26 protein-coding genes and 4 tRNA genes are annotated in these 26422 nt (G+C 31.6%); 8 read left to right on the top strand and 22 right to left on the bottom strand.

The annotated features are described in order from the left end of the window. Positions 1-10: 10 nt before the first annotated feature. Entirely contained in the window at positions 11-637 is a 627-nt protein-coding gene (gene thyX / locus LS73_RS03645; protein WP_034556634.1) for an FAD-dependent thymidylate synthase, read from the top strand. A gap of 641 nt (positions 638-1278) precedes the next feature. Here the strand turns inward: thyX and gatC are convergent. The 17 genes from gatC to LS73_RS03560 form a co-directional block, all read right to left on the bottom strand. Continuing rightward, positions 1279-1557: an Asp-tRNA(Asn)/Glu-tRNA(Gln) amidotransferase subunit GatC gene (gatC, locus tag LS73_RS03640; RefSeq protein WP_034556633.1), complete on the bottom strand. Its 279-nt coding sequence runs from the start codon at positions 1555-1557 to the stop codon at positions 1279-1281. Positions 1558-1633: 76 nt separating this feature from the next. After that, positions 1634-2125 (bottom strand): hypothetical protein, encoded by a 492-nt coding sequence (locus LS73_RS03635; protein ID WP_034556631.1) that lies wholly within the window; start codon positions 2123-2125, stop codon positions 1634-1636. A gap of 22 nt (positions 2126-2147) precedes the next feature. After that, positions 2148-2432, bottom strand: a complete 285-nt coding sequence (locus tag LS73_RS03630; RefSeq protein WP_034556629.1) for a DUF2018 family protein — start codon at positions 2430-2432, stop codon at positions 2148-2150. Between the two features lie 121 nt (positions 2433-2553). Beyond that, positions 2554-3255, bottom strand: a complete 702-nt coding sequence (gene nth, locus LS73_RS03625; RefSeq protein WP_233708789.1) for an endonuclease III — start codon at positions 3253-3255, stop codon at positions 2554-2556. Between the two features lie 26 nt (positions 3256-3281). Continuing rightward, a complete protein-coding gene (locus LS73_RS03620) occupies positions 3282-3989 on the bottom strand; it encodes a toxin-antitoxin system YwqK family antitoxin (RefSeq protein WP_052089423.1) in 708 nt (235 codons plus the stop codon). Positions 3990-4066: 77 nt separating this feature from the next. Further along, positions 4067-4639 carry a Holliday junction branch migration protein RuvA gene (gene ruvA, locus LS73_RS03615; RefSeq protein WP_034556627.1) on the bottom strand — a complete coding sequence of 191 codons (573 nt, stop codon included), beginning with the start codon at positions 4637-4639 and terminating at the stop codon, positions 4067-4069. Continuing rightward, positions 4636-5556, bottom strand: a complete 921-nt coding sequence (locus LS73_RS03610; RefSeq protein WP_034556626.1) for a methylenetetrahydrofolate reductase — start codon at positions 5554-5556, stop codon at positions 4636-4638. Before LS73_RS03610 ends, ruvA begins: the two co-directional genes overlap by 4 nt. Positions 5557-5616: 60 nt before the next feature. Then, positions 5617-6321 carry a hypothetical protein gene (locus LS73_RS03605; RefSeq protein WP_034556625.1) on the bottom strand — a complete coding sequence of 235 codons (705 nt, stop codon included), beginning with the start codon at positions 6319-6321 and terminating at the stop codon, positions 5617-5619. A gap of 120 nt (positions 6322-6441) precedes the next feature. Continuing rightward, positions 6442-7347: a 5'/3'-nucleotidase SurE gene (gene surE / locus LS73_RS03600; RefSeq protein ID WP_034556624.1), complete on the bottom strand. Its 906-nt coding sequence runs from the start codon at positions 7345-7347 to the stop codon at positions 6442-6444. 84 nt (positions 7348-7431) lie between these two features. Beyond that, positions 7432-7508 (bottom strand) — tRNA-Arg (locus LS73_RS03595). A gap of 25 nt (positions 7509-7533) precedes the next feature. Further along, positions 7534-7610 (bottom strand) — tRNA-Arg (locus tag LS73_RS03590). Positions 7611-7631: 21 nt separating this feature from the next. Further along, a tRNA-His gene (locus tag LS73_RS03585) sits at positions 7632-7708 on the bottom strand. 41 nt (positions 7709-7749) lie between these two features. Further along, a tRNA-Pro gene (locus LS73_RS03580) sits at positions 7750-7827 on the bottom strand. A gap of 499 nt (positions 7828-8326) precedes the next feature. Continuing rightward, positions 8327-8428, bottom strand: a complete 102-nt coding sequence (locus LS73_RS03575; RefSeq protein WP_267891668.1) for a P-loop NTPase — start codon at positions 8426-8428, stop codon at positions 8327-8329. Positions 8429-8486: 58 nt separating this feature from the next. Next, entirely contained in the window at positions 8487-10004 is a 1518-nt protein-coding gene (locus LS73_RS03570; protein WP_138069981.1) for an SEL1-like repeat protein, read from the bottom strand. Positions 10005-10007: 3 nt separating this feature from the next. Further along, entirely contained in the window at positions 10008-11222 is a 1215-nt protein-coding gene (locus LS73_RS03565; RefSeq protein WP_172458480.1) for an argininosuccinate synthase, read from the bottom strand. 15 nt (positions 11223-11237) lie between these two features. Next, positions 11238-11531, bottom strand: a complete 294-nt coding sequence (locus LS73_RS03560) for a YciI family protein (RefSeq protein WP_034556623.1) — start codon at positions 11529-11531, stop codon at positions 11238-11240. A gap of 181 nt (positions 11532-11712) precedes the next feature. Between LS73_RS03560 and speA the strand changes: the two genes are divergently transcribed. The 3 genes from speA to LS73_RS03545 all read left to right on the top strand — a co-directional run bounded on the left by speA (position 11713) and on the right by LS73_RS03545 (position 15936). After that, positions 11713-13554 carry an arginine decarboxylase gene (gene speA, locus LS73_RS03555; protein ID WP_034556621.1) on the top strand — a complete coding sequence of 614 codons (1842 nt, stop codon included), beginning with the start codon at positions 11713-11715 and terminating at the stop codon, positions 13552-13554. Positions 13555-13587: 33 nt separating this feature from the next. Further along, positions 13588-14487, top strand: a complete 900-nt coding sequence (locus tag LS73_RS03550; RefSeq protein ID WP_052089421.1) for a polyprenyl synthetase family protein — start codon at positions 13588-13590, stop codon at positions 14485-14487. Positions 14488-14577: 90 nt separating this feature from the next. After that, the gene (locus LS73_RS03545; protein WP_104692169.1) at positions 14578-15936 is read left to right on the top strand and encodes a tetrahydrodipicolinate N-succinyltransferase N-terminal domain-containing protein; all 1359 of its coding nucleotides are present in this window, start codon (positions 14578-14580) and stop codon (positions 15934-15936) included. A gap of 290 nt (positions 15937-16226) precedes the next feature. Here LS73_RS03545 and serB read toward each other — a convergent pair whose 3' ends face one another. After that, positions 16227-16886, bottom strand: coding sequence for a phosphoserine phosphatase SerB (gene serB, locus LS73_RS03540; protein WP_034556619.1), 660 nt, complete (start codon positions 16884-16886; stop codon positions 16227-16229). 130 nt (positions 16887-17016) lie between these two features. Between serB and LS73_RS03535 the strand changes: the two genes are divergently transcribed. Further along, positions 17017-17256: a DUF2443 family protein gene (locus LS73_RS03535; RefSeq protein ID WP_034556618.1), complete on the top strand. Its 240-nt coding sequence runs from the start codon at positions 17017-17019 to the stop codon at positions 17254-17256. A 748-nt stretch (positions 17257-18004) separates the two neighbouring features. Here LS73_RS03535 and LS73_RS03530 read toward each other — a convergent pair. Next, the gene (locus LS73_RS03530; protein ID WP_034556616.1) at positions 18005-18724 is read right to left on the bottom strand and encodes a lysophospholipid acyltransferase family protein; all 720 of its coding nucleotides are present in this window, start codon (positions 18722-18724) and stop codon (positions 18005-18007) included. A 22-nt stretch (positions 18725-18746) separates the two neighbouring features. Continuing rightward, positions 18747-19982 carry a hypothetical protein gene (locus LS73_RS03525; protein ID WP_034556615.1) on the bottom strand — a complete coding sequence of 412 codons (1236 nt, stop codon included), beginning with the start codon at positions 19980-19982 and terminating at the stop codon, positions 18747-18749. Between the two features lie 126 nt (positions 19983-20108). On the opposite strand from LS73_RS03525, the gene LS73_RS03520 reads away from it, so the two are divergent. After that, positions 20109-20855 (top strand): hypothetical protein, encoded by a 747-nt coding sequence (locus LS73_RS03520; protein WP_052089420.1) that lies wholly within the window; start codon positions 20109-20111, stop codon positions 20853-20855. A gap of 82 nt (positions 20856-20937) precedes the next feature. On the opposite strand, the gene LS73_RS03515 is transcribed toward LS73_RS03520, so the two are convergent. Then, positions 20938-22122, bottom strand: coding sequence for a cation:proton antiporter (locus tag LS73_RS03515; protein WP_034556614.1), 1185 nt, complete (start codon positions 22120-22122; stop codon positions 20938-20940). A gap of 405 nt (positions 22123-22527) precedes the next feature. Next, entirely contained in the window at positions 22528-23211 is a 684-nt protein-coding gene (locus tag LS73_RS03510) for a response regulator transcription factor (RefSeq protein WP_034556612.1), read from the bottom strand. A gap of 181 nt (positions 23212-23392) precedes the next feature. Between LS73_RS03510 and LS73_RS03505 the strand changes: the two genes are divergently transcribed. Both LS73_RS03505 and LS73_RS03500 read left to right on the top strand, forming a co-directional pair. Further along, positions 23393-24739 (top strand): homoserine dehydrogenase, encoded by a 1347-nt coding sequence (locus LS73_RS03505; RefSeq protein ID WP_034556610.1) that lies wholly within the window; start codon positions 23393-23395, stop codon positions 24737-24739. A 285-nt stretch (positions 24740-25024) separates the two neighbouring features. Next, on the top strand, positions 25025-26398 hold the full coding sequence (locus LS73_RS03500; protein WP_034556607.1) for a sodium-dependent transporter: 1374 nt from the start codon (positions 25025-25027) through the stop codon (positions 26396-26398). The last annotated feature ends 24 nt before the right edge of the window (positions 26399-26422 follow it).

The raw sequence follows: 26422 nt of genomic DNA, 5'->3' as shown, positions 1-26422 counted from the left end.
AGAATAAAATATGCAAATATCTACATATACAAAACAACATAACGTAGAACTAAAACATTACACTCCTTTAGAATTATGCTCATATGCAATACGCACGTGTTGGAATTCACATGACAAAAGCAGCAAAGAGGCAGACAAAGAACTAATATATAGGGTAGGTAATAAATTAAAGCATGCAAGCACTTTAGAACACATTGTATATCATTTTCATATTAAAGGTATATCTAGGGCTTGTTTGCAAGAGTTAGCAAGGCATAGAATAGCTAGTCTTAGCGTAAAATCTACAAGATATACATTAAAAGAGTTGAAAAAGAGGACGTTAGATATTGATAACTTGGGCGATTTTGTAGTTTTAGTGCCTAATGATGATGTAAATCTTGCTAACCTTAATGCATTACAAAAGATGCAGGAATTGCTAAAAAAAGGCATAGTTATTGATATAGTTAAATACATGATACCAGAGTCTTACAAAACCGAGTTAAGCCTAACAATTAATGCTAGAAGCTTGCAAAACTTTTTAGCTTTAAGAAGTAGCAAAAGGGCGTTATGGGAGATAAGAATATTATCATGGTCTATTTATGAGAGCTTACCAGATTCTCATAAGTACTTATTTTATGATAGCATGGAAATAACTTGAGCTAAGCAATGTAAGTGCTACAAGTAGATGATATTTGAGCTGTGACACCAATATAAATACAATAGTTTAATATTTTTAGATGACTCTATAATATTACTTTAATGTTGATATATTAATAAATTTTATCAATATTAAAGTAATATGTGTTTAGTATATTATTAAATCTGATTAGCATATGGCATTTATGTAGTATGGCGTCTCATTAGGAGGCTATAAAGTAAAATAATTACGCTAAATTTAATATATGCATAGCTACTTTGGAATAATTGCAATAGTAAATAAGATTCGACCTAATGTATCTATTCTAGTAATTAAAACTTTGTTTATAACTGTATAAACATGTATAAATATCTATAAAGTTTTAATATTAGCAACATGATGAGCTAACAGTTTGGTATTAATTATGTATAAATAGCGATTTGAACTTAAACTATAACGGATTCTTGATTCTTTACTAATTCCATGATATATTCAATTTATAAAACAGCAAGCTAATCTATATTAAAGATTACAATCAAACTATAAATCCATACTAGTTTTACTAACATATAGTTTTTATTATGTAATGAAACCAATAATACAAAGACTAAGTTGTTATCAATCTAAAGTACTTAGATATAAGTAATATTTATTAATAAATATTACTCTATAATCTTTGGCACTATAAAGTAACCATCTTGGGAATCTGGTGCTTGATTCAAAATTAGCTTTGCTATATTGCTATTGATGGGAACATCATCTCGCAATAATGTTCCATGAGATTGTATAGATAAATCAGAATCTGTTTCAATATCTTGTAATATATTCATCTTTTCTATTATCTGATTAAGCTCTTTTCGAAAAGACTCTTTATTATTATCAGGTATTTTTATCATCGCAAGTTTTTCCAGCTTGCTTAGCAAAGACTCATCGATAAACATATATAACTCCTTGTAATAAATTTAATAAATGTTGTTGTATATAACTTCTGTACATTTCTCATAAGCAAGATTCAAATTACTCTTGAGAGAATTCAATATTTCCATATCCACTGATACGTAGATGGGCGATTGTATTTTCATCATTAAATGGATAGTCTATACCAACAAACTTAATACTAAGATATGGTTGCGATATTTCACGATAAGCACCTTGCGTATCGAGCAAATTTAGTTTCCATACATTTGTCATATATTGCTTATATAGTATAAATTGATATGGGTAATTGTCATAGCGCACTAATACAACTAATCCCTCATTTCGGTATAAAGTCCAACGTAAAGTAAATTGCTTTGGGTTGCTTACATCTCCATTTGAGTTTTTACTGGCAGAAATACTAGCTTTTAAAATCTGATCTTTTTTTAAGTCTATATCTAATTTAAGGCTTGGTATAGGAACTTTAGCTATTGCCAAACTAGAGCATAGAACAATATATATAACCAAACTAACATAAAAAAATACCTTTGCTATTCTCATTGGTATAATTTTCAATAGTTTAATGTTTGACATACATTACTGCTCATAATTTAAATTATTCATTTTCACTTAAAATCTTTGACATAGATTCTATAGCTAGACTATTTTTGCGTTCTTGAAGTGCTTTTTTGAATTTATCATCATGGTGTGTTTTATGATAAAAATCACGCATATCAAACTCTATATCGCATTCATCAAAAGCTAGTTCATAAAGTGCTAGTTCTTCTAACAATCTATCTAGCTCATTTGTAGCTAAGGTGCGACTAGCATGGAATATAATTTCTTTCCATTTACCAACTGGTTCACCTTCAAAAATTTCACTATCTGAATTTTCCCACATACGAATAATCCTTATAAAATAAGATTAAGATATTGTTACATATTTTTAATTTTTATGCAAGTTTACATTAGATAAACTCCACAAAAAAAAGAAAATTTGAGCAACATTTACCGAGCTAAAGTCATTTTGGCTTAAAATTTTGCTTGCTGATACAAAACTCTGATACAAAGCAGTCTAAACACTTTGGATTAGTTGCCTTGCACTTGTAACGTCCAAATAGCACAAATGCTTGGTGTAGCAAGTTTAGATTATCCTTAAATATTTTAGATAAATCATTTTCTGTTTCTATCGCGCTAGCACTTGAACTAAGATTTAACCTGTGGCTTACACGAAATACATGCGTATCAACTGCCATATAATTCAAATTCAAAAACTCTCCTAAGACTACATTCGCGCTTTTCTGACCAACACCCTTAAGCTTCATCAAATCTTTTTGGTTAGTTGGAATGTTTCCATTAAAGTCTAGTTCTACTTGTTTAGCCATATCAATTAGATGCCTAGATTTTGCGTTAAAAAATGATACAGATTTAATAATGTTGCTTACATCTTCAAGCTTTGCTTGGCTTAATGCTTTTGTGTCTGGATACTTAGAAAATAGGGCTGGTGTAACTATATTTACACGTTTGTCTGTGCATTGTGCTGATAGCATAACAGCTACTAATAGCTCGTATATATTAGAATAATTTAACTCTGTCTTAGCATTTTGGTATTTTTGGAGGAATTTAGCCTTAATTTCATCTGCTATACGCGATTTTGAATATTTGCTTTTTTTAGCTATTGCAGTTTGGTTTTTAGATTTGAATTCTGAAAGTATATTTTCCATTGCCATCCTTTATTCTTTGTCAAATGCTATACCCATAAACTATCTATACCTTCAAAATATTCTTGATGCCGTTTATGTTCTTCTCGTTGATGTTTTTGGTTTTGATTAGATGGTATATCTTCATTTCCATGTAAAAATGGGCTAAGTAGCTCCAATGTATCATTGGAGCTACTATAGTCCTCCAATCTTTTTAGCAAGCCATTTTTATTAAATATCTTGCGACTAACAAGATATTTTCCTTTATATATTTCTTCTTTTACTAATTTGCCAGAGACATAATACCTTTTTATTATTTCATTTGTAGTATAAAAAATTTTCTTGACTAATTCATTGGCTACAGTTCTACTGTATACTCTCTTTTCTGCTATATTGCCGTTTTTATATATCACTTCTTGACTAATGAAACCATTATCATAATAAGAGTTAGTTGCTAGTAAGATTCCGTTATCATAGAAATCTTCATATTTCAATGCCCCATGGCTATACCACTTTTCCACACCATGTCTAACACCGCTAACCTTATGACAAGGATGTTCTCCATCTCTAGATTGACATATAACAAAATAACCATCATCGTCTTTAGAGAGGTAAGAAGTCTTACTAATAATTTCATTTTTATCTTCAGTGGAATAATTAACATATACTTTCACGTCGTTGCTTTGACTAGCGATTCTAAACCACAATACAGAAGCTAGTAGCACAAAGCCAACAATCGCAAAATTAAGTTTTTTCATAATTAATCCTTAATCACGCCATCGCTAGCTTAAGATTCTAATAATTAATCCTAAACAAAAAGTTATATAAGACAATACTAATGTTTACTCATTGTCTTTAATATTGCTTTAATGGCATCATTAATAGGCATTTTTAGAATTTCCGAATCTAATTTCTTCAGGCTATTATGTATTTCAATCTCCTTAAATCCTAAGTTAATCAAAGAATCATAAATTAATTGCATATTGCTATTTTGTTCTAATTTTTGAAGATTCTGTGTATAGCCTGATAGTTCTAACATAATTTTTCCAGCTATTTTTGCACCAATTCCTTTCACATTCTTGATTGCAGTTATGTTATTTGTAGCTATAATCTCTAAAAAATCATTAGCAGAATAATTTGATAAGATGGCTAACCCACTTTTTGCTCCTACACCATTAACTTTTAGTAAACGCAAGAATATATCTCTAGCTTCCTTAGAAGTGAAGCCATACAAATAATTAGAATCATCTCGAATAATTTGAGCTATTTCTAGCGTTATATTGCTTTTATTTTGAATTTCGTTGCTAACAGTAAGAGGCAATTCAATAAAGTATGTAATTCCATGAACTTCTAGTTCAACACTAGTCGGCAAAAGTCTCTCTATATTACCTTTCAATCTAATAATCATGTCTTATCCTCAATTATACTATTGCCAACAGATTCCAAAAATACTCTTGCATCATCAAAATTGACATAGGAAATACTACAGTTATAACCTTTAAGAGAATTAAAAATATCAAGATTCGCATTTAATGCATCCAATGCTATGTTTTTAATATAACTTGTGGGAATAAATATCCCTATTTTTTTCTTATTTATATTTATTGCAATTCTCTCTTTCATTAATGGTAAAAATCCACAATAAAATCGTATTTGATTAGAATCAAGTCTCAATATAGAGTCTATATAGTTATTCATATATTTTAAGAAAAATTGGTAGTTAATAGGTTGCGAGATACTAAAATTATCATTAATACTTGTATGGTGACTAGTATTAATTTCATAAAATGGTTGCGTAATAAAATCTTTTATACCAAATGATATTTTTTTTCGAAATGATTCCAATGTATTTTCTGTGATATTAGAATCTATTGCACAAAATACCTGAAGTTCACAAAAATAATTATCTTGCCTTGAAAGCTTATCAAGCAATAATAATGCATCATTAGTAGTAATATCTGATGAAGTTGGATTTATATCGCCACTTACTATTGCAACTGCTCTTAGATTTGCATATTTCAATGTCAAAAAAGCACTTTGCAAAGATTCTTCTGTGTAGTTACTAGTCTTTATTGTTGGAATAAAAACTAGGTTAGATGTTCTTAGATTGGAAAGCAAACCTACGTTTTTATGCTCCAAAGAATCAATCCCAAACCTTGATATAACGCTCTTTAACAAGGCTGCACAAGATATAGAGTCTGGATAATATTTTGATATGGGATTAGCCGGAATTATTATGGCATCAACAGTCAAGTAATTACAAATACAAGTTATATTCGCAATATCTAGTTGCAAAGACTGAGGAATATACTCAAAAAGAATCATGTTAAAATAATACTATTTGATAATAAATATATCTAAGTTGAAAACCTATACGATTAGAAACTATTTGCTACCTTTCCCAAAAGAAGCAATTAAAGCTTCTATATCATTTTCGCTTGCTACATCGTCATGGCTATCACCCATTATATATGTAGCAGATGCAACTCGTTTAGAATCATCACCCTTGCCTTCGAATAAAGAGTTCATATATTGACTTAGAGCGCGCATAACATTAATAACCCGTTCTATCTTTTGCCTATGAATATCTTGATATTGCATAATATCCATAGCTTGCAAGCAAGCATCACTACAATCCATAGCTACATCTTTAACTTCATTAATAATATTAGTAATTTTACGAGTTTCTTCCAAGGAAGAAGCAAAAGTATTAATATTAGGAAACTTATCAACGAGCATTAAAAGCATTTTTTCTTGTGATTTAATATATTGCTGGATTTCTTTGGATTTTTTTTCAATTTTTCCTACTCCATCAGCGATTAGGTCAATTTGATCAAAAACCTCTGACATTTTAACTTCTGAATCGCGTGTAACATCATCTAGCTGATGAACTACCTTATGCTCTTCAGTAGGTGGAGGTGGTGGCCACTTCTTATCTGCCTCGGGTTTATATGTATTTGGATCAACAAACTCTGCTTTTATGGAATCGTCTTTTGAATTCTTATCTGCTACATCCAACGAATCTTGTTCTAACGAATCAATGGAATCTGCATCTTGAAGTATCATGGAATCTAGCTCTTCTTGTGTCATTAAAACTCCTATAAATAATACTATAATTATATCTTTTTTATAGTAAATAATCTAAGATTTTCAAACTCTCTACTCATAGTTACTGTAAAGACAATAAAGTTATTGTAGTCAGATGAAAATCTAATTATTAGAATCATAAAAATAAGTTTTCATATAGTGATTTAATCTGTTTATATCTATGTAGCTTGTGTTGTCAAGTTGAATAGGTGTAATTGAAATGCAATTTTCTTCTATTGCCTTAAAATCAGAAATTACTGTAGTCTTAGTAAAATTTGACGAATGTTTATCTGAATTCCATTTTTTGGAATCAAATAAACATTCGTTGTTATCATTGATATACAAATTGTCACTATTATCTCGCTCCAACCAATCCATTTGATTTAAACCAATCCAATAATATTCTTGTTTTCTTGGATTGATTCTTTTATCAACAGATGGTTTATAACATCTATATCCCAATTGTGTAACTTTTATTCCTTTGCAAAAATGTTTAGGAATAGGGGGTATATTAATATTTAATAGTTTTCTGTCTCCGATCTTATATTCTCCATTTAAAATTGATTTTGACAAGGAACAAATAAAATTAATTCCCAACTCAAAATTCCTATCCACTCTCTTATTATCTTCACCATATTTATCTTTAATGCATTGTGATATTGCAATGCTCGGGATACCTTGAATGGATCCCTCAATAGCTCCAGCAACAGTCCCAGAGTATGTTATGTCCTCACCCATATTAGAGCCTATATTGATTCCGGAAATCAACAAATCAGGTTTCACATCAAATAATTCTTGAATTCCAATATACACGCAATCAGTTGGCGCACCATCATCTAACTTATAAAAATCTTTCTCGATTTTTATTAATTTCATAGGCTTATTTACGCATAGTCCATGTCCGCAGGCTGATTTTTCAAATGCTGGAGCAACTACTATAACTCTAGCAAATTTTTGCAATGAATTTCTTAAATACAGCAAGCCATAACTATCAAATCCATCATCATTTGTAAGAAATATTGTTTTCATTTTGCGCCTTAAAATTTGATTAATATTATTTATAAATTACATTTAATAAAGATTATATGTTATTTAGTTTAGATTGAGTAGAAATGGCACGCCCAATAGGACTCGAACCTATGACCTACGGCTTAGAAGGCCGTTGCTCTATCCAGCTGAGCTATGGACGCATAACAACCAAGAAAATAAGCAGGGTGGCACGCCCAAAGGGAGTCGAACCCCTAACCCCCAGATCCGAAGTCTGGTGCTCTATCCAATTGAGCTATGGACGCATAATAATGTCATATGCTACATGGGGTGGATGATGGGGTTCGAACCCACGACCCTCAGAGCCACAACCTGATGCTCTAACCAGCTGAGCTACACCCACCATAATAATGTAAGCAATAAACGACATAAATAATAATAAAATGGTCGGGGCGAAAGGATTCGAACCTTCGACCCCTTGGTCCCAAACCAAGTACTCTAACCAGACTGAGCTACGCCCCGACTAAACAAAGAATGAATTTTATATCAAAAAATAATAAAAGTCAAGTGTTAAACACGAATATATATATTTTCTTATTTGATTATGCTTTATTTGAAGGAAGTAAAAAAACAAATGATATTAAATAATATTTATTTGGAGTTTCGTAAACAGAGAATAGGGCTGTATTTAGGGTATGGGCTTATTAAATAAAAATTTGAAAATTTAAGTTTTCATAATTTTTATTTATATAATTAAAAAATCTATAAGCCAATAAACCAACGCTGCAGAGGTTTTGGCTATACTTAACTCAACATCACCGCTTGATTACTAGCTATTTCACTTAGTCTACTTTTTTGTAACTCTACCTTTTTTCACAAATAGTTGAAGCCTAAAGTTGTTCCGTTTGCTTCTTCCATTAATTACGCAAAATATAAGCTAAACAATTAGCCAATAATTAAAATATTTACTTGCAGAACTTTTTCTATCTTTTTTAATATTTTAGGGAAATGTCATCAAGATTTAATACCAGAAACAACAAGCCAACCCAACGCCCAAATTTGCAGTAGCGGTAGATTTGCCTACACCACCTTTACCTGAAGTAATTGTAATAACTTGTGCCATATCTGCTCCCATTTATCAATTAAAATATCATTATATAATGCTAAAGTTTAGTATGCGCTTATTTGAGCTTTTGTTGCAAACTATTAAACATTGAACAAGCATTATCTAATCCACCCTTACAAGCCTTTTGATAATATTTTAATGCCAATTCATTATTACTACTCACACTTCCAAAGCCGTGCTCATATATGCTGGCAGCACCTGAACACGCTACATTAATAATAATTTTTGTATGCTCCTCACATCTATAAATATTTGCCTTTTCTTCGCTCAAAGCACTCATTGCTTTGCAATTTCTTTTTACATCGCTTTCACAAGCAAATAATGTATGTTCTAAGGCTTTATTTGCATCTTTAGTTGTTCCACCTAAGCCCTGCATTTCCCATAATCCTAATTGATAACAACTATTTGCATCTTTTAGCTCACAACCTTTTTCTAAAAGGATTCTTGCCTGTGTGTGATTTTTATTTGCTCCACCTATGCCGTGATAATAGTAAGATGAAAGCCTTTCACAAGCAGTGCCTAAACCATTTTCGCAATCACTCTTATACATTAAGCCATACTTATCAAGATTCTCGTTTTCACTATACTGCTCTAAGGCTTTAAGATTCTCACAACCTGCCTTAAATCCATAATCGCACGACAAAGTGGCGTATTTTTTAGCAAGGGGGATATTTTGTGGAATCCCTTGCGCGTGCTCGTAGATAATTGAGAGATTATAGCAACCTCCGCCATCTTTGCTATCACAGGCTTTTTCATAATATTTTTTTGCATTACTCAAATCTTTTTTTTCAAATTTATAACTCGCACCTAATGCCCTGCAACCAAAAGGAGAATCTAGCTCACACGCTTTAAGCGCATAAGAATGCAAGAGTGGCTTTTTGTTTTGTGGAATGCTCTCAAAAATACCGAGCCAAATCTCACTTATTGCAACCTCACAAGCTTCTTTTCTTTCTTTTGTCCCTAAAGAGGTGGCAAGACATTTTTTGCCATAAAGGGATTCTCGATCTAAAGCAGGAAGCGGCTCTTTACTTGCCTTTTTAATATGCTCAATATAGTCCCACTCCACCAAACCGCTCTCTAGATTCACAATACTGAAAATAAAATGATAAGACACAATATGCAAACTGCCCTGCTTTGTTGTATCATTTGTAATCCGCGCACTCAAGGAATATTTAGGAGCAATCAATGTGCCTTTAGGGATAATATCACTAAACTCCTCATTATTACGCATTGCACGAATTTTATCAAGGCTCGGGTCAGCATTAAAAGCATTACCTGAAATAGCTGCTGTAAGTGCAAATTTTTGAGAACGCACCATATCCGATATAAGTTCTCGTGCCAAAAGCCCAATATCAATATCAAAATCACTTAAATTATTAAAATCTGAAATCATTAAGACTTTTTTTGTTTTAGAATCTTTTGTAAATGAAGATTCTAATAAATCCGCTCCTGCTAGAGAGGTGATTTGAGCTATATCATCAAAAGTAAGTGCGAATGGATTATTCTTACCCTGCTGTGCATAAATATGCGTGCAAAATAAAAATAATAAGATACAAAATCTTAAACACCTCATCACTTATTTGTCCCTATTTGCCTTTCCTGCGATGATAAAGCGTAAAGCATTAAGCTTTATAAACCCTGCGGCATCTTTTTGATTATATACGCTATCTTCCTCAAAAGTGCTGTATGCCGCATTAAATAAAGAATTTTTAGATTCTCGCCCTATGACAATAACATTACCCTTATAGAGTTTAAGGCGCACTACTCCGCTTACTTTTTGCTGTGTCTTATCAATGAGTGCTTGTAATGCCTCACGCTCTGGACTAAACCAATAGCCATTATAAATAAGCTCTGCATACTTTGGCATTATAGAATCTTTTAGATGTGCCTCTTCCCTATCAAGGCATAAAGATTCTATTGCACGATGAGCTTTTAAATATATCGTGCCTCCGGGTGTTTCATAGCAGCCGCGAGATTTCATACCCACATAACGATTTTCTACTAAATCAAGTCGTCCAATGCCGTGCTTTCCACCCAACTCATTGAGCTTCTCCCAAAAACGAGCAGGATTTAACTTCACACCATTAATGCCCACACCATCACCATTTTCAAACTCAATACTAATAGATTCTGGCTTATCTGGTGCATTCAAAGGAGAAACGCTCCAACGCCACATATCCTCCTCTGGCTCTACATTTGGGTCTTCTAGAATCTGCCCCTCATAGCTAATATGCAATAAATTTGCGTCCATTGAATACGGCGACTTATTAGGTTTTTTATCAATCATTATCCCTGCAGATTCCGCATAAGCTAAGAGTTTTTCACGACTATTTAAATCCCATTCACGCCAAGGAGCGATAACCTTAATATCTGGATTAAGCGCATACGCTCCTAGTTCAAAACGCACTTGGTCATTTCCCTTACCTGTCGCACCGTGAGCAATAGCGTCTGCACCCACACTCTTAGCAATCTCTACAAGTCGCTTTGCAATTAATGGACGTGCGATGCTCGTGCCAAGCAGATATTCACCCTCATAAATAGTATTTGCACGAAACATAGGGAAAACAAAATCACGGATAAATTCCTCTCTTAAATCTTCAATAAAAATATTTTCACTTTTTATACCAAGTTTTAAAGCCTTTGCTCTTGCTGGTTCAACCTCTTCACCTTGTCCAATATCAGCTGTAAAAGTTACAACTTCACAATGATAATTATCTCCAAGCCATTTTAAAATCACACTTGTATCAAGTCCGCCACTATATGCTAAAACAACCTTTTTAATTTGTATCATACTTCCCCCTATAAATTATGATAGAAATGCATTAAGGTGTGAGCTATGAAGCACTGCATCAAATTCGATAATATCGTATTCTGCAATATCTTTTTGACAAAATGGATCATTTTTACTAAATAAAATCGCTTCTTGCTTGTCCTTGAATTTACCAATGATTAATCCACCATCTCGAGGATTTTTAGGTCCTGATGCAAGTAAAAAGCCTTTATTGTAGCATTCCTGTAAATATGCTCTATGTAAAGGTAAAACTTCTTCTACTTTATCTAAGGGCTTTATATAATTAACAATACAAACAAATAACTTCATTGATTATCCTTACATTTATGTTTTGATTTTGTATGTGTACAAATGACTATTCTATCCTAAAGTTAGGGTTTTTATGAAATTTTGTTTCCTACTGTGATGGCTAGCAATACATTTCGTGTTAGAATATCGCTATTGTTTAGAATCCAAATTTCATTGTATATCTTAATTATAGAGGCATGACATGGTCGATTATGGTATTAAATTTTGGTCAAATGGCGATTTTATTATTGATGAGGGTGTGGTAAAGGTTAACTATATGTCAAAACCAGCCTTGATTGATATTGTTAGGGAGGTTAGAGAAAAGGGCTATATGGGTCCATTATTAATACGTTTTCCACATCTAATCAATAATCAGATTACAAAACTGTATAATGCTTTTGAATCTTCTATAATGGAGTATCAATATAAGGGTGAGTTTAAGGCTGTTTTTCCTCTTAAAGTAAATCAAATGCCAAACTTTGTATTGCCGCTTGTTGAGTTAAGTAGGACAAAGTGCTATGGCTTAGAGGCTGGAAGTAAGGCAGAGCTTATAGTTGCAATGTCTTACACTGACAAGGGTAGCCCTATTACGGTCAATGGATTTAAAGATAAGGAAATGATTAGTCTAGGATTTATCGCTGCAAATATGGGTCATGATATTACATTAACTATTGAGGGGATAAATGAGTTAAAGATAATTATTGATATTGCCAATGATATGCCAGAGCCATATCCAAACATAGGACTTAGAATTAGGCTTCATAGTATTGGCAAGGGGATTTGGGCTAAGAGTGGTGGAATTACGTCTAAGTTTGGCTTGACTTCTACGGAGCTTTTGCAGGCAATGAAGATGCTTGAAAGCTCAAAATTACTACATAAGTTCACAATGATACATTTTCATATTGGGAGTCAAATAAGCGATATTTCTCCACTAAAAAAGGCTATACGTGAGGTTGGTAATATATATGCAGAGCTGCGCAAAATGGGTGCAATAAATCTTACATCAGTAAATATTGGTGGCGGTTTGGCTGTTGAATATGCACAATATGAGAGTATGAATTGCAAGAATTATACACTAGAGGAATTTAGTGGCAATGTAGTCTTTAGCCTAAAAGAAATTGTAAAAAACAAGAATGAACTGGAGCCAGATATATTTATTGAATCTGGTCGTTTTATATCAGCATCTCATGCAGTGCTAATTACTCCTGTTTTGGAGCTTTTTTCACAAGAATATGATGAGGGTGCTTTAAATTTAAAAGACGATAATAACCCTCCTCTAGTAGAAGAGCTCAATGACTTATATCATTCTATCACAGATAAAAATGCCATTGAATATTTACATGATAGTCTTGATCACATGGAATCACTACTTACTTTGTTTGACTTAGGTTATATTGATTTACGAGATAGAAGCAATACTGAAGTGCTTGTACATCTAATCATTAAAAAGGTCATTCAGCTTTTGAAATATAAAAATCATAATGAGATTATAAAGATTCAAAAAAGTGTTCAAGAGCGATATTTACTAAATTGTAGTTTTTTTCAAAGTTTGCCAGATTATTGGGGATTAGAACAAAATTTTCCTGTTATGCCACTTGATAGATTGGATAGAAGACCAACTCGAGCTGCTAGTCTTTGGGATATTACTTGTGATAGTGATGGTGAAATATCATTTAATCCACAAATGCCACTATACCTGCATGATATTGATATATCAAGAGAAGAATATTTCTTAGGATTCTTCCTTGTTGGTGCATATCAAGAAGTGTTAGGCATGCGACATAATCTTTTTACTCACCCAACAGAATTTAGCGTGATTTTTGATGATGATTTAAACAAAGGCTATGAAATAGATTATCTTTTAGAGGCTCAAACTATAGTTGATGTTCTTGATGATTTGGACTACGATACAAAAGAAATTGAAAGAATTCTAAAACAACATATAGAGGATAGTGATTTAGATTCTGATACAAAGAAAGTAGTGCTAGGAAAACTATATGTAATGCTTTCTGAAAATGGCTATCTAAGAACCATTGCTAAGTAGATTCTTTTCAAATTTTTATTGCTAGGAGTTGTTATGCCTTTTACATCATCATCTTATTTGGACTTTACTTCTGCCTGCGATGGTTTTGAAGATTATTTGCATGCCAATAAGCCAAGTATAGAATCTTTCCATCCATTTTTTGAATCTGCCTTTTGGGAAATGGTAGAAAATGGTGGCAAGAGATTTAGACCAAAATTATTACTAAGCATTGTTTGCGCAGATGCAAAGGAACAAATCTATAATAGCTTTGCAGCATGTCTAGCTATTGAATGTTTGCATACTTACTCACTTATTCATGATGATTTACCAGCTATGGATAATGCTAGTTTGCGCCGCAATCACCCTACACTGCATGTGCGCTATAATGAGGCTAGTGCGATTTTGATAGGAGATGGATTACAAACCTATGCCTTTTCCCTGTTAAGCAATGCACGATTTTCTCCAGATGTGAGAATCTTACTTATACAATGTCTTAGTTATAATGCAGGTATCAGGGGAATGGTGTTAGGACAAGCTCTTGATTGTGAATTTGAAAATATATTGCTTACAGAGGATAAACTAGCATTTATTCACATTCATAAAACTGCAAATTTAATTGCTGCGAGTCTAAAAATGGGGGCAATCATTTCTAACTTAGATTTAAAGCAGCAAGATTTTCTTTATGATTTTGGTAGAGATTTAGGGCTTTTTTTTCAAATTAGAGATGATGTTATTGATAAGCTTCAAGATGAAAAACAAGCAGGTAAAACCACAAATATAGATTCCATAAAGAATAGTTATGTAAATCTCTTGGGACTAGATAATGCTAAGTCAAAGATGGAACAGTATATTGCTATATTGCAAAAGAGATTAGAGGATTTTAATAATTATAATTTATGTGGTGCAAGGCAGAATATTGGGCTTTTATTGCAAGACTATTTTGATACCTTATAGGCTTGTAATTAAGAATATTTTTGATAATAAGCAACGTTATTAATGCAAGATGGATATAGTAATTACAAATCAAACAGTTAAGGAGTTTTTATGAATCCAAAATCAGCCTATATTATTTCAAACAAAGAAAAATTTAAGCAATTTGTAGATGACTTCTATACCACACATAAAAAACCACAATGTTTTGGAATATGTAGATCTGAAATATCTAGACTGGCAGTGTCAAGAGGCACTAAAAAAGTAATAAGTGTTAATTTTCCTTTTTTAAACTTCAATGCAAATTTTGGGAGTTTTGCTGTATTTGCAACTGCGGCGAAGATAGGTGAATACGATAATGAGATTATATTTGATATAACAGCGGAATTTGTCATTAGATGTTTATGTATGTTTTACCCATTTATCCTTGAGGAATTGAATGAATACGTCTCTAAATTTGGTGATGACGAAGAAGTTATAGGTAAGTTTAAGATTCTATGCGATAAATTTATAAAAGATCCATATAGCATTAAAAATGGTGATGTCTTATTTTCTAATAGTATTATTAATAATTATATTGGTAAAAAGCATAAGAATATTCAAGTTATTTTTGAGTTATTACGGCATATTAGCGATATTTATGAAGATTATGATAAGACTTCAAAGTTTCAATTTGTAGGATATATTGAAGACAAAAAAACTCAATCCCTCCAAGTTGCCTACGCTAAATTACATGCGTTATCTATGGGTTATACACCATTAAGAAGTCTAAATCTTGATGGAATTTTCTCTATCATGCCAAATCTTGCTTGGAGTGGCAATAAGCCTTTTGAATTGGAATATCTAAGAGAAAATGAGCTATCTTTGAAAATAGATGGAGAATTCCCCTCAATTGATTTCATAGATAAATTTCCTCGTTACCTCATGCAAGTCCTCCCTCAAGCAGATAATATTAGAATCCTAGATAGCTCTAAGACTCGTTTTGGCGCTTTTTTAGGAGCAGGTTATACTCAAATGCCAGGTGCTAGCTATGTGAATTTCAACTCTGGTGCACTTGGTGCTTGCATGAATGAGGGGCGTATTAGTTCTAGTGTAATTGTAGGTGAAGGTACAGATATTGGTGGCGGTGCTAGTATTCTAGGCGTTCTTAGTGGCGGAAATACAATGCCAATTAGTATTGGTAGAAATTGCTTACTTGGAGCAAATTCTGTAACAGGTATAAGTTTAGGAGATGGATGCATTGTTGATGCAGGTATTACCGTGCTTTATGGAAGCAAGATAAAGATTACACAAAATGAGGCAAGAAAAATAAAAGAAATTAATCCATGTTTTGAAATTTTAGATTCTGGATTATATAAAGGCGGTGATTTAAACAACTTACATGGAATCCATTTTAGAGTTACTTCGCAAGATTCTAATCTTATTGCCTTTAGAAGCAATAGAGATATTAAGTTAAATGAGGAATTACATTAATTGTATTTTAAATAAAAATTGCTTCAATACTATAATCTTCGATTATGCTTGGAGAGGCATTTGGTTGCTAGGTTTTGAGTATTATGATTTTTTTGAATCTTAATATTGTGTAATTTTTGCAAATACCATATATTATATTTGGTTAATATAACTTTATTATAAATTCATAGAAAAATCTTATCGGAGATAGTTTAAAGATATTTTCAATATAAAATGAATATGAAGAAAAAATTAAATTATTAGGATATTAACTTAAGCTATATTTACATAATTTCTTTTTATGTTTGCCTTTAAATATTACCCAAATATGTTCTATTCTTTGAAACTAAATCCACAATTTCTATAACTTCTCTTAAGTCTTTATTGTTTATACAATGTGTGGCTGCTTTTTGTAGGATTTCTTTTGCACAAAAAGCAATCCTAGTTTCTGCATATTCAAACATAGACAAATCATTTGCTCCATCTCCTATTGCTACGCATTGTTTGGAATCTACACCCAGTATACCCTGTAGATTAGATAGCATGATACCTTTAGAATCGCCAAACATCATAGGTCCCCCAACCTCTCCAGTAAGTTTAGAATCCGCACTGTGCAGTACATTGCTAAAAGTAGCATGAAGCCCCAATATATCCTTAAAATATTCTGTTACAAGTGAGAATCCGCCACTAAAACATATAATAGTATGCCCCTTAGATCTAAGCTCTTGCACACATTGTTTTGCTCCATTCATTAGATGAAAATCATATCTAATACTATGATATATGACTTCTAAAGACATGCCTTTAAGCATGGATACTCTTTTAGTAAGACTTTGGAAAAAATCCATTCTGCCTTGCATGGCTTCATTTGTTATAGAGGCAATCTCCTTTTCCTTGTTATATCTCCTTGCAAATATATCAATACTTTCTCCATCAAGAAGAGTAGAATCAAAGTCAAAAACAATCAGCATAGTATTTTCCTTATTATGGTGAATCTTAATTAGTGATTATACTTTATAAATAAATGTTAAAATCATATTTATTGTGATAGAATGGCAAACTATATTTTACTTAGATTCTATGAAAATAAAGGAATTAAGTATGCTAGATAGGATTAACCAAATCATCAAAAATATTGAAAATATACAAGATGAAATCAATATTTCCTTAAGAATGTCAAAGCTTACATTAGAAGAGTATGTAATGATTAAAAGAGGTAGTTCAGATATGCCAGAAAGTTTAAACATGAGTATATTTACTATATTAGATGAGCATGTAAACGCTCTTAAGAAAGAAATTGATACTCTAAATAAACTTAAAAGAGAATGGTTTGTATATTAAATTCATTATAATATTTTTTAACTTAGATTGATTTATTTATATAGCATATTTTATTTGTTTGAGAATAGAAGTATGTTATGGCGTTGTCATCTGTAATGAGAAATTCGCTGTTTATAACTTTGTTAATAAGCTAACTTATAATGTCTTGCTAATAATCTATTATGGGCAATATAAATTTTGTTATATTCATTCTAATGTAAATCGTGGGACTTGCAGCAATCAATAAGCAAGATCTAATCATTATATATGGGATAATAGAATCTTCATATTATATATTTGTCCTAAAGAGTTTAACAAATATAAACCTTTGTGTCCAATCTTTGTTAGCAAGATAGCTTGAGTACGGATTTTTTAGCTTTATGATAATGTTGATAAAAATGAGGCTTAAAAAGAGTGCTAAATAAAAACCACAGTTTTTTTGTTATTAGCAAATAATTACTATTTCATTATTCAAGCTTTAAGTATATTTAAATTTGTAGAATCTATTAATACATATTACAGATAGTTGCTTCTTGCATTTGTAAGATATAGTGATTATTTTCATAAAAATATCTATATTTGTAGATTTTAGTCAGCTAGTGCTTATTTGATTGATATTTTGCATTTAGCCTATTTGTAAATTGATGCACAACCCCCTACGCTATTGAAATATATTTTATATCTTGTTATGAGCTATAGTTTATTTGATAAATATATGATTAAGATTTACCACTTAACTTAACTCTTGAACTTTGCAATCATCATTTTCTTAGGCTTCAGTTTGTGTTAAATCCTCCGGGTTTAGTTCATTATAATGTTTAGAATAGTACTCAAACATGTCTTTTTCTAATTTCTCATACCAATCACTTCCAACTTCAGGCACAAATGATGGCATACATACTAAACGGGCTACATTTTTCTGGCTATAAATTGGATTACTATCATACATCTTTCTTGTGTTTATAAACACGATAGGTTGAATACGAAGACCCAACTTTTCTGCTAGAATCTTAGCCCCCGGCTTAAATGGTAGAAAGCTCCTATTGCCAGGCCCTCTAGTGCCTTCAGGAAATATAATAATTGGACGATTTTGTGCTATTTTTTCTTTTGCCTCTCGCATTAATTGTATTAATCCCTTTTTATCTTCTCTATCAATTAATATCATCTCTGGAATTTTTACTGAATATCCATAGAATGGAATTTCTCCTAGCTGCTTCTTTGCTACCCAGCATATATTTAGGGGATGATCACCTTCAAGACATATGATGTCTGAAGCACTTTGGTGGTTTGCAACAATAAGTTTTGCATTTAAATCATATTCTCCTATTTTCTCCATCTTGAATCCACCAAATAAAAAAAATAATCTGCAACATTTCCTCGTAGCTCTTCCATTATTTTTGCGAAACACCCACATAAAACAAATAATTGTCGCTAGTCCAATAATAATTAAAAAAGTTGCATAATAACCTTTTAGTTTATTTACACTCATAATATTCACCTTAAATTATAAATTATCTTACTTGAGATTTGCTAATCCACCCTACTTTGTTTGAATTTATATAGACCTTATAGAATCCATTTCTCTTATCAACAGCTTGCAATTTCGCAGGATTTGAAATAGTAAGCAACTCTGTAGAATGCGAAGTAGGCAGTATAAGCACCTTGGCATTAGGAATTGTTTTGATAGTATGTGTGTTAGAAAAGAATCGATAAACCAATAAACAAAGCAATAGTACAGAAATAATGGCAAAGAAATAGGATCGTTTAAAAATTGTTAGGAGTGAAAATAGCAAAAGAAATGAGATAATGCAGATGTTAACAATACCCAAAAATGAATTTTTTGGATTCAGATCTTCTTTTGTGCTGTCATCTTGAGCTATGACATTTATTATATTTGGAATCTTTATGTCTATAAACTGTTTACTATCAATATTAAAATAATTAAAGTTTATTGATTCTAAAGATTTTGGGACTAATGCTAAAACATTGGCTCTAGCTATATCTATACCAAATTTAGTTCCTTGTCCAAATTCCTGCTCCTTTATGTTTGGTATGGAGAAATCTTCCAAATTACTATTCTTACCTTCTAATTCAATTAGAATCATATTATTCTTATTATCATAGATTTCAAGTGTATAATCAATTACTTTAAGATTGCTTGCTACTACATTGCTAAATGAGTGATTGCTTGATAGGTCTTGAGCTTGCAGTCCAATCTTACTTGTCTGCATAGAATCTTGAATATTATTATTTTGCACATGCACAACTAGAGCTGGAATGGTAGCCCTATCTCTTAAAATCTTGAATGTGTAGCTAATATTCCAATAATCTCCATTTTCATTCCAATCTGAACTCTTTATCAAAGCTACTCCGGAGTTATTATCTGCACCTTGTTGGTTTTTAGTCAAGCTATCAAAAGATGGAGTAAACTCAGTATATACAATCCTTGCACCATCAAATAGCATGAGTCGATATGAGATTGTTATATATTGTCCTACATAGAATGTTTGATTAGTAAAATAATCTGTATCAGTCAAGATTTCAAGTCTTAGAATCTTTGGTGCTTCTATTACTTGATTTTGCTGTATTGCACTATCATAGTCTTGTGGCTCATCTTGCATATTTCTAATTACTGAAGATAAATCTTCTTGCCCAAAACATAAGTGTAGAATAAAAAAAATGATTACAAACATAAGCATAAATGCACGCAAAAACCGCAAAATGATATTTGCGTAGAATTTGCACATTAACGCTCCTTTGTTGTAATTAATATTATAGTAGTTAGTAATTTATCAAAAAATATTTTAATTATAGCATATTGTTAAGGTCAATACACTACTATCACAACTAAAATTATTTGGGGGGTTATTATAATGTTTAGTATAGGCTGGGCAAGCAAAAATCCGCTTTATTATATATATTTTTTAACTATTATAGTTATGCTTAGTGGATGTGGCTCTTTGAGTGTAAAGCCTCAAAATATCGCTAGCTATAATAATGGCATAGCAATTATTCAAAGTAATCAAGAAGAAAGTAAGATTCAGTTCGAAGTAGCGCAAAATTTTATTGGTGGAATTGATAATGAACCACTTCTTTTATATATTACGGTTCAAAATCTTTCTAATAAAGATATATCTTTTGATACGGATAGCATTACTGTGCAAAACAACAATAAGATTTTACATGCTCTTGAATTCCAGGAACTACAACGTTATAATCTCAATTTAAGTGAGGCATTATATGCCTATGGTAAAGAAATTGAGATAGATAGTGAAACAAGTATAGAAATAAAGGTAATTGATACATTTTTTAAATCTCAATTTTATTATCCATACTATCCTTTATATTTTTATAGAGGATACGGATATAGATTCTATGATTATTCATTTGCTAGGGCTAGTCTTCAAGCAGAAAGGAATGCTATATTGCAAAGAAAAGCAAAGCAGATTCTAATTGCTAACTATTTGCGTAAAAATACTCTTACTAAAAATGATACAAAGGGTGGATTCGTTGTTATTCCATATAAAAAAATGGAATCTGGAGTATTATTAGTGCGAGTGCAGCTGGGGGAGGATACCCATGTTTTAACAGTAAATCTCAATGATGGCAAAAATTCTTAAAGACTTTGATGAAGATTCAAAATTTTCTATAGAGATGATAGCAAGCAAACATATACTATGAATTGAACAAAATATATATGTTTTAATCTTTCCTTGCTTTGCTATTTCCTGAATAGAATATTATTTTTATTAATACTGTGAAAAATACTGCTTCAAATACTGCTGCAATCACTAAAGAATAATATTCAGAATCATCTATAGCTTTAAATCCTAAACCTATTTTTGCTATTGCTACTAAAAATGTAAGTGGCATACAACCACTTAATGCAAAAAGAGTAGTATCCTTTAAACTACAAAAGTAAGATTTAAACGCAAAGTATGAAGCTATAAGACGTATTAGAAACATAACAAATGCTATGCTAATGCCATACCAGACTATCTTATGATCATGTAGGATTGCATTTAGGTTAAGAGTTGAACCCACATAGACAAAAAATAGTGGCACAAAGAATCCAAATCCTATATCATTTAACTTATGTACCATATCATATTTGTATGAAAAAAATGTAGCCACAACCATTCCTGCTAGGAATGCGCCTAAAACATCTTCAATATCCATTAACGTAGTTATCCCAATTAGCACAAAGAATAGCATGAAGCTAAATCGTATATCTTGATTGTAACTGTCGTTTGTAGGCATGAACCAAAGTTTTAAGGTTGGCTTCCACCAAAATATTATTTTACTAATACGAAACAAAATTGCAAAGGTTATAATAAATATAGCCAGTAAGATAAAAGATTTATATATTTCAAATGGTGAATTATCGCTATTTTGTGAGTAGCCATTTTGCACCATAATAAGAGCTACTATACTTGCTAGTTCACCTATTATTCCAATACGAAGTGCTATATTTAGCCATTTATGAGTTTTGCCATAATCTCTTAGTAGAGCCACAATCATACCAAGACTCATCACAGGAAGTATTGCTATATAAATCCATTTTAATTGCATAGCAATCACAATGACAGCACATATAGCATAAAGAGTTCCAAAATATAGCATAGCCTTTTTATAAAATGATCTACCTAGCCTACTAAACCCTCGTAAATCAACTTCCATACCTGCTAATAGCATTAGATATAGGAAGCTTACATGAGCGACTGTGTTTAGTGTATCTGAGTTTTTAAAAAGTCCATAATGGCATGTAAGTGCTCCAAGTATAATTTCTATAACAGCTACAGGCAAACGCGTTAAGCGACTAATATATGGTGCTATAACAATCAATAATGCAATTATGCCAAAGGACACAAGCTCCGAGTTATGCATAAATTTCCTTATGTTTAATCATAAAAATGCTAAATTTTATCAAAAATGAGTGTTTGAGCGCAACTATGTAGCACTAAAGCAAATTTTGAGGTTAATTTATTATACAAGAGTTGCAATTAAGATAAATACTATAATATTGTTATACTTGGAGATTGCATGTTTATCTATTTCAAGTTTACCATTTAAAGAATGTTAGCTGTTTCCATTTTAAAACAGAGCCAATGTTATGCTAACTTTATACAAAATATTGATTTTATTAATTAGTTTAATTTGCTTGTGATAAAGCCAAGTTTATGTATACTATTAAAATTCCTTTGCATATTTAAGAGTGTTCTTAACCTTACATCTATTGTGTATCATTGGCTTAAGTTATCTAAAAACCATACATACAAATAACACAAAGAGCTAGCATAGCTTATATCCCCTACCTCGAATGGATTTAATCTTAATAACATTTGTTTCTTTTTCTATTTTTTTTCGTAACCTCTTTATAGCTACATTTACACTATTCTCATGATATTTTTTCTCATCTCCCCATGCTTTATTTAGTAAAAAACTCCTAGTTAAAATCTGCCCTCCGTTTTTTATAAAGTAGAACATAATTCTTGCTTCAAGCGGGCTTAGCGTAATTTCTAAATTATCAATACAAAGCTCTTTTGTGTGTTTATTTAGAGCGATTCCCTTGTATTTAATTACTTTTTGATTGATATTTTTGCTATATCTTCTAAGAACTGCAAAAATTCTAGCTATGACTTCATCAAAGTCAAAGGGCTTTGTAATATAATCATCAGCATATTCAAGTGCAGATATCTTATCAAATGGTGTGCTTAAAGCACTCAAAAATATAATTGGTATATCATAGCCAGAATCTTTTAGTTGCTTAGCAAACTGCAAACCATCGTCTGCAGCCAAATTTTTATCCATGAGGATAAAGGCTATACATTCTTTTTCAATAAAACGCCATGCTATTTGAGTATTCAAACAGCCAACAGTCTCAAAACCACTTTGCCCTAATGTAGCATTGAGATTTAATTCTAGCAAATCTAGCAAATCTTTATCATCATCGATACACAAAATTACTCCACCCATAATTCTTGCTCCGATTTAAGTTTATACAAATTCTAGTATTGTATTATAGCTAATATATTATTGTATAAAGTTATAAAATTAGAATAAAATAATATTTGAGGTTAACTAGAATCTTAAATGAATTGTGGAGATTCTAAATAGTAATATATAAAAACTTTAAGTATAATTCTAGAATTTTTTTATGGGGTTCAAAGTGGAGAAAATCTTTATAGCTATTTTAGGTGTTGGCACAGTTGGCAAGGCTGTTATTGATATATTGCAAAACAATCAGGATATCATAACTGCAAGAGCTGGTGTAAGTATTATTCCAAAGATTGCAATAGCTCGAAACATAGATAATAAAAATATCTCCATTCCGCTAAGCACAGATATTAATGACGCGCTTAATGATAAAGATATTGAGATTATTGTAGAGCTTATAGGTGGTATAGAATTGCCCTATTCTATTGCACTACAGGCATTAGAGCGTAATAAGGCATTTGTAACAGCAAACAAAGCAATGCTAGCATATCATAGGCATGATTTGGAAGTAAGAAATAATGGAATTCCAATTGGATTTGAGGCAAGTGTTTGCGGAGCTATACCAATTATAAGAGTTTTGCGCGATGGGTTATGTGCCAACCATATTATAAGCATTCGTGGCATTATGAATGGCACTAGTAATTATATCTTAACTCAAATGAGTCAAAAGAATGAAAGTTTTGAATCTGCTCTAAAGCAAGCTCAAGAGTTGGGTTATGCAGAAGCAAATCCCGCACTAGATATAAACGGCAGTGATAGCGCGCATAAGTTACTTATTCTAGCTTCACTTGCATATGGAATCAATGCCAAGATAGATGACATTATTGTTGAAGGCATAGAAGGATTAACATTAGAAGATATAAACTTTGCAAGGGGAAGTGAATATGAAATCAAACTACTAGGTGTAGCTAAGAAGACTAATAACCAACTAGAACTAAGAGCGCATTTAGCAATGATACCTAAGGATTGTATGCTAGCTAAGGTAAGCGGCGTAATGAATGCTATTAGCGTTGTGGGCGATAATGTTGGCGAAATGCTTTATTACGGTGCAGGAGCTGGTGGTAGCCAAACAGCTAGCTCAGTGATAAGCGACATTATCGAAATTGCAAGAAATAAAGTCTTATTGCATAATATTAAAAATACAGTTCCTTCAGAATCTACTCCACATTCTATGCCTATGCTTGGCTATGCAAATGACACTTATAGTATTGGGCATGATATAGAGCTTATGCCAAGAGATAAAATATCTTGTTGCTACTACATCAGATTAAAGGTGAGAGATAAGTTAGGAGTGTTATCCAATATTTCTCATGTATTTGCCTTACATCAAATTTCAATCAAATCTCTCATTCAGAAGAATCCAAAAAATTTGGATTCCCAATATGCCTATTTATTGTTATCTACGCATATTTGCACAGAAGCACAAATACAAAAAGCATTAAGTGAACTGTCTATATTGCAAGATATTATAGAATCTCCATTTATGATACGTATTGATAATCTCTAACTTAGTATATTGATTTTGTTGTTTAATTTTAATGATGTTGACCCATTAAGGTTTAACATTATGATAGAGATTTCTTTCTTGTTATAGATATTTTATTCATATGCATAGCGTGATTAAATTATAGAATACATAGATTATAAACATAGCGGTAATTTTACAAAATGTTACCAAAGGTATCTTTTTTTATACTTACCAACAATCAATTATTGCTAAACTAACTGATATTTACAAAATACATTCATGATAAATAAATCACTAATAAATAAAAATATTTAAGGATATATTATGCAAAGACCTGTTTGGAGTTCTCAAATAGCCTATATTCTAACCGTTGCTGGTGCAACTATTGGATTTGGTGCAACATGGCGTTTCCCTTATCTTGTAGGACAGAATGGTGGCGGTGCATATGTGCTTACATTTTGTATAGCAATGATTGTCATTGGGATACCTATGATTCTAGTAGAAAATGCAATTGGTAGAAGAATGCATAAAAATTCACTAGATTGCTTTGGTGGTAGCTCTAATGGTAAGCCTATTTCTCGTCTTTGGAAGATTGTTGGAGTGACAGGGCTTATTGGTGCGTTTGGAATTATGGCTTACTATATGGTTATTGGTGGTTGGGTATTAAACTATATTTATCATTCTACGCTTGGTAATTTATCTGCATCACAAGAGTTAAATGCCGACATTACTAAGGAATTCTATCAGAACAATGTAGTAAATTCACCTATAGCAATTAGCATAGCTACATTCTTATTTGTATTGGTAAATTACATTGTCTTAACAAGAGGCGTCATAAATGGAATTGAAAGGGCAGCAAAGATTCTTATGCCATTGTTATTCTTAATCATGATTGGCATGGTGTTACGTAATATTACTTTATCGGGGGCTATGGAAGGAATAAAATATTATCTCACACCTGATTTCAGTAAGATTACACCACAGTTGTTTGTAGCCGTGTTGGGTCAAGTCTTCTTCGCATTATCACTTGGTTTTGGAGTTATGATTACGCTTTCTTCTCATTTACATAAAAAAGAGCAATTAGTCAAAACTTCGGTTATAACAGGTATTGTTAATACTTTAATTGCTGTTATAGCCGGATTTATGATATTTCCATCTCTATTTACATTTGGTATCAGCCCAAATGCAGGACCTAGTCTAGTATTTGAAAGTTTGCCAATTGTATTTTCTAAGATGCATGGTGGCACATTTTTTATGGTTGCTTTTTTCTGTTTACTAATGCTTGCTGCATTTACTACATCAATGCCTAATTTTCAAGTATTAATTGTAGTCTTAGAAGAAAAGTTCGGAATAAATAAAAAGTTAGCAGTATTTGCTGTGTTGGGGGTTATCTTTTTACTAGGCAATATCCCATCTATTCTTGGTGATAATATATGGAAAGATGTAAGAATATTTGGTAAAAGTATATTTGATGCCTTTGATGATATTAGTGCTACCATATTTTTTATACTTACATCACTTGGTTGTGCATTGTTTGTTGGTTGGGTGTTAAAAGACGAAGCTAAGAAAGAGATTTTAAACGGCAGTGAGAAATATTCTAAAGTTGTTGATATATGGTTTTTATATGTTAAGTATATTATCCCATTTATCATATTAATTATATTTATTAGCAGCTTCTATTCAAGTTTCTTGAAATAATCATAATTTATAAAAAGGAATAGT

It is taken from the genome of Helicobacter muridarum, from assembly GCF_000765805.2.
GTDB lineage: Bacteria > Campylobacterota > Campylobacteria > Campylobacterales > Helicobacteraceae > Helicobacter_A > Helicobacter_A muridarum.
This window is presented reverse-complemented; position numbering and strand designations above follow the sequence as displayed.